This window comes from Gemmatimonas sp. (assembly GCF_036405635.1).
Classification (GTDB): domain Bacteria; phylum Gemmatimonadota; class Gemmatimonadetes; order Gemmatimonadales; family Gemmatimonadaceae; genus Gemmatimonas.
Window position 1 is genome coordinate 1 of the sequence record NZ_DASWXE010000092.1, and the last position, 4,887, is coordinate 4,887.

At 61.8% G+C, this 4,887-nt stretch carries 3 protein-coding genes; 1 reads left to right on the forward strand and 2 read right to left on the reverse strand.

Annotated features, from left to right (window positions below; genetic code table 11):
• Nucleotides 1-58 precede the first annotated feature (58 nt).
• Both VGE27_RS07700 and VGE27_RS07705 read right to left on the reverse strand, forming a co-directional pair.
• Nucleotides 59-1,360, reverse strand: a complete 1,302-nt coding sequence (locus tag VGE27_RS07700) for a RagB/SusD family nutrient uptake outer membrane protein (protein WP_331049065.1) — start codon at nt 1,358-1,360, stop codon at nt 59-61.
• 17 nt (nt 1,361-1,377) lie between these two features.
• On the reverse strand, nt 1,378-4,431 hold the full coding sequence (locus VGE27_RS07705) for a SusC/RagA family TonB-linked outer membrane protein (protein ID WP_331049066.1): 3,054 nt from the start codon (nt 4,429-4,431) through the stop codon (nt 1,378-1,380).
• A 250-nt stretch (nt 4,432-4,681) separates the two neighbouring features.
• Here VGE27_RS07705 and VGE27_RS07710 point away from each other — a divergent pair.
• Nucleotides 4,682-4,887, forward strand: a 206-nt coding sequence (locus VGE27_RS07710) for an NAD-dependent epimerase/dehydratase family protein (protein WP_331049067.1), incomplete at its 3' end; no start/stop codon positions are given.

A 4,887-nucleotide genomic window follows, 5' to 3' on the forward strand; every position in this document is an offset into this window, starting at 1 on the left:
ACGCGCCGCGATTCTTTTTTGATGCCAACCTTATCGAGGGTGAATACGGCGCAACAGATCAACCACGCGGAACGTTCGGATTGCCGTTGATCTCATTGGTCGGAAGCGGCCAGCACGTGATATTCTCACTGTAGACCTGCCCCGACGTGGACCCTGGATACGGTCCCTTGGGGAACAAGTCCACGTTGTAGTGCTGCTTGTAGCGGCGCAGATCACCCAGACGATGGCCATCGAGATAGAAGTCGCGGCTTCGCTGGTCACGCAATTCAGCCATCAGAGCATCACCCGTGAGCGTGACGGGGGTCTGCAATCCCGCCGCTCGCCGCTGATTGACGAAAGTCAGTGTGGCGGCCGTTGGCCCGGCGGCCTCGGCGACGATGTACTGGGCTTCGAGTCCAGATGCAATTCGCATCCATGTGATTGGCGCGAAATCAGCACCCGCCGGAGTGTTGTTGAACGTGCTGAAGGATGGTGGTGACAGCGGAGTGGTGGCCCTGGCTCCCGTGGCAATGCGCGGGACGCGCGGATCTCCCGCCATGGCCAGGAACGGAGTGTTGGTCATCCAGGCATTGCTGCCCAGTGTGAGCCGCTCGAAGACACGATTACGCTGTCCGGTGGTGTTGTCGGTGTAGTACGCCCGAAACTCGAAGGCTGCCGGCACCTGCGACGCGAAAGTCGTGGCCTGGGTCTTGTCGTTGCGATTCAGTGCCGCACGTGCTGCACCCACTCTGGCGAAGTTGATCACCGAGTCCGCGGCGGCCACGGCGTTCGGACTCGCAGAGACGTACGCTCGATATGCCGTGCCGATGGTGATCGCCTCCTGAAAGCGGGTGATGGCATCGGCCATCATCTCGGCGGAGGTCTTCGGCACACCAAGATCGATGGGGGTGGTGCACATCGTTTCACCGAGCGCGACGTAGGCGTAGCCGGTGTACGCCAGTGCACGGGCGACACGCAAATCACGGCTGGCCGTATCACCGAGAATGGTCTTGATCCGCTTGGCAGCATCTTCGCCCAGGAACCGCGCGCGCTGCATGGGCGCGTAGATGAAGGCGTTGATGTACGTCATGTCACTGTAGAGCTCCCGACGGTCGATCTGCCCTTCTTCCACGAACGTGGCGCGATTGAACAACTCGTCGGTGAACAGTGAATTCCAGAATGACATGTCAGTGTACGACAACTGGAATCCGTAGATCGGCCCGTTGGCAATCAGGTTGACGTACGAAGGATTGTTCACATCGGGCTCTTCGACAGCACCCGGATTTTCGGCCACGAGGAAGTCGTTGCAGGCAGCCGTACCGAGTACGGCGAGCACGGTGAACGACAGGATGGCCCGGCGGATTTCTGTGGTCATCTTCATGAGTAGTCGTCGCCTGCTCAGTACGTGAGGTTCACGGCCGCGGTCCAGCGGCGCATCATGGGCAGCGCATAGGCATCGGCACGCACAAAGTTGCGGCCGCCATAGGAGTTCACTTCCGGGTCGACCCCCTGGTAGTCACTCCAGATCGCCAGATTGCGCCCTGACAGCGTGAACGACGCCGTCTGAGCTCCCACACGACGCAGCCACGTCGGCGGCACATCGACCGACACAGAAATTTCGCGCAGCTTGATGAAATCGGCCGGTTCGATCCACTCGGGTGCCACACCGGCGTTGCGATACACCGCAAGCTCCTTGAACAGGATCGTGTCCGCCGCCGTCTTCGGGAATCGGGCGTTCGGATTGTTCACGCGCCAGCAGTTGTCATTGGACTGGCACCGATTGCGTTCCTGGTAGTTGTAGATGAAGTGTCCGGCCTTGGCGTCGAGCAGCGCATAGACGCGGAAGTACTTGAACACCGTGACCGTGTTCGACCAGTTCCATTCGAAGGTCGGCGTGGAGGGACCGATGTATCGACGGGCCGTATCGCCAGCCGGGAACTGTGCGGCGCCCGCACTGGTGAGCAAGGCCGAACCATCAGGCGCCCGCAACGCCGGGGTCACCCAGTAGCCGCCCAACGGATAGCCCAGACGATGCTGCTGCACCGAGCCGTAGGGTTGTCCCGACGGGGTGTCGATCGTACGACCAGCCACGCCGAAACTTTCCAGACGATTCCTGTTCGTCGCGATATTGAGACGGCTCTCCCATAGCAGGTTGCTGCGCTGAATGGGCTTGCCGAACACCCCCAGTTCGATACCGGTGTTCGTCACTTCACCAAGATTTTGCAACTGCGTGCTGATGAATCCGGTAGACGGAGGAATCGACACCGACTGGATCATGTCGGACGTCGTCTTGTTGTAGTACGTGAAATCGAGACCAATGCGCTCGTTGAGAATACCGACGTCGGCACCGACTTCGAGTTCCTGACCGCGTTCCGGCTTGAGATTCGGATTGCCATAGGCGGCCGTACGAATGGCCGATCCGGTACTGGTCCCCAGCGTGACACGATCCACCGTGTAGGTCTGGGGCGCCGAGTAGGCCGCCGGCGCTCGTCCAGCCTGCCCCCAGGCCGAACGGAACTTGAAGGTACTGATCCGCATCGCATTCAACGCGTCCTGCAACGCCGGCTCTTCGGTGAGCACATACGAGACCGAGAACTTCGGATACACGATGAGATCGAAGTTGGTGCCGAACGCCGAGTGGTCATCAGCGCGAACCGCACCCGTCAGAAACAGCCGATCCTTCCATCCCACCTGCTGCTGCACGAAGTAGCCCACCGAGTTGTTTTCGGTGAACGTTTCCGTACCCGTGGAGCGCTGCAGCAGCTGCGGCAACGTCACGTCCGGTGCGCCGATACCGATACCCGTCGCGCCGATGGTCTCGGTCTGATCCCCCACCACCTGGGTGCCCAGCGTGGTGGTGAACGCGTAGCTGCCCAGCGTCTTGTTCAGCGTCGCGGCATAGTCGATCGTGACCATGTCACGCGTCGGCTTGCGGAGCATGTTGACGCCGGAAGCCGCATCCGGATCCTGTCCGATATCGATGTCGCCGGGCAGGAACAGCAACTGGGCCTGCGTGACCGTGCGATCAAAGCCCACCGTCAGACGATTGCGGAACCAGCTGAAGGGGGTGTAGGTCCCCGTCATGCCCATCGTGTAGCGCTGATAGTCGGTGTAGTTCTGGTAGATGTTGGCGCGATTGGGTGCGATGGTGCGCCAGCCGGCATTGAGGATGGAGTCCGCGGGCGTTGACGCGAAATAGGACAACCGCCCCGGGTTGCCGCGCCGCGCACTGAGCAGCAGACCATTCGCCGACTCGTCCTGGATGGGCAACCGTGTACGCCCCTGCTGAAAATTCACATTCAGCGCCAGATCGGACTTTTCGTTCGGGGTGAAGTTGAAGTTGGTGCGCACCGCCGTGTTGGCGTTGTCGCTGTTGCGCAGCACACCCTGCTCGGTCGTGCGGTCGCCCGCGACGTAGAACGCAAACCGATCGCCGCCGCCGCGCATGCTGAGCGAGGTGCGGGCGAGATTGCCATCGCGGCTGGCTCGCGAATCGCGTGCGAACGGATTGTCCGTGATGATGGTATTGACCGCCAGCCCCTGACAGCCGGGCCACAGTGGCGTGAGGTTGGTCGCCGACACGGTGGCGGCCTGTCGGGCCGCATCACAGGTGGTGTAGTTGTCCTCGGGGAGCAGGTTGTATTCGTTGACACCCTTCTCACCGCGCATCGTCCACTGCAGGCGCTGCTGCCCACGCGTGCCCTTCTTCGTGATGATCTGGATCACGCCATTTGCGGCATCGGCACCATACAGCGTCGCGGCCGCCGGTCCCTTGATCACCTCGATCGATTCGATGTCGTTGGGATTGAGATTGTTCAGCAACGACGTCACCTGAGCGGACTGCGCCAGACCCACCGTGCCACCGCCCGTTGGAGCGAACTGGCCGAGGTCACCGATGTTCATGCGAATACCGTCGATGAACACCACCGGCGTATAGCCGGTCAGCGAACTCGCGCCACGAATGCGGATTTCGCCAGCGGTACCGGGCGCACCGGAGCCCGGAAGGATCGACACGCCTGGCGCCTTGCCCTGCAGCAACTCGCTGACATTGGTCACCGTATTGCGGGCGGTCAGTGTCGCCGCATCGAGCGTGGTGATGGAGTTGCCGAGTGTCTTTTTCTCCACCGCCCCGCCCGTGCCAGTCACCACCACCTGATCGAGTTGCGAGGCGGAGACGGCGAGGGAAAAGTCGGCGCGGACCTCGGCCCCCGCGGTCACGGTGATATTGCGGGATTGGCGGATGTATCCGAGGCGACGGGCCGTCAGTTCGCGCGCACCAGCTGGCGCGTTCACAATGACATAGTCACCTGTCGCACCGGTGACTGCACCGACCTGACTGCCTACCAACAACAGCTGCACGTCGGCGACGGGCTGGCCTGTCGCGGCATCGGTCACACGCCCGCGAACGGTGCCCTGTGCACTGGCCACACTGGCGCCAAGAAGCCCTGCCAAGGCACAGCTCACAAGGAGCATCTTTCGCCGTCTTCCTGCAGAGTCAGCCAACATCGAACCTCCGCCATATTGTACGTGGCCCTCAATCACCAGCAGGGCGTCATAACAGATTCGCAACGCTACCGCGGCGTTTACGGGCTCGCTAGAGGGATTTCTGCTGGTGACCAGAGGCGATTTTTCCGGCTCTGCCGGTGCAATGTGAGCATCCCGCGCGATCACGTGACTGCGCCGCACGAGCTAGTTTCCCGTCATGACTGAAGCGAATTCTCGCCAACCTCTGCCGCTCCCCGCCGTCCCCGATACGCTGCCGCGCCGCGTGCTCGTCACGGGAGGCGCGGGCTTCATCGGGAGCGCATTGATCTGGGCGCTCAATCAGCAGGGCGTCGATCGCATCGTGGTCACAGACCGACTTGGCCATGACGAGAAGTGGCGCAACCTCGTGCCGCTCCGTTTCGA

Bases quoted from the DNA above. Each gene is read 5' to 3' on its own strand.
- VGE27_RS07700 (WP_331049065.1), bottom strand. From the start codon at position 1,360: ATGAAGATGACCACAGAAATCCGCCGGGCCATCCTGTCGTTCACCGTG.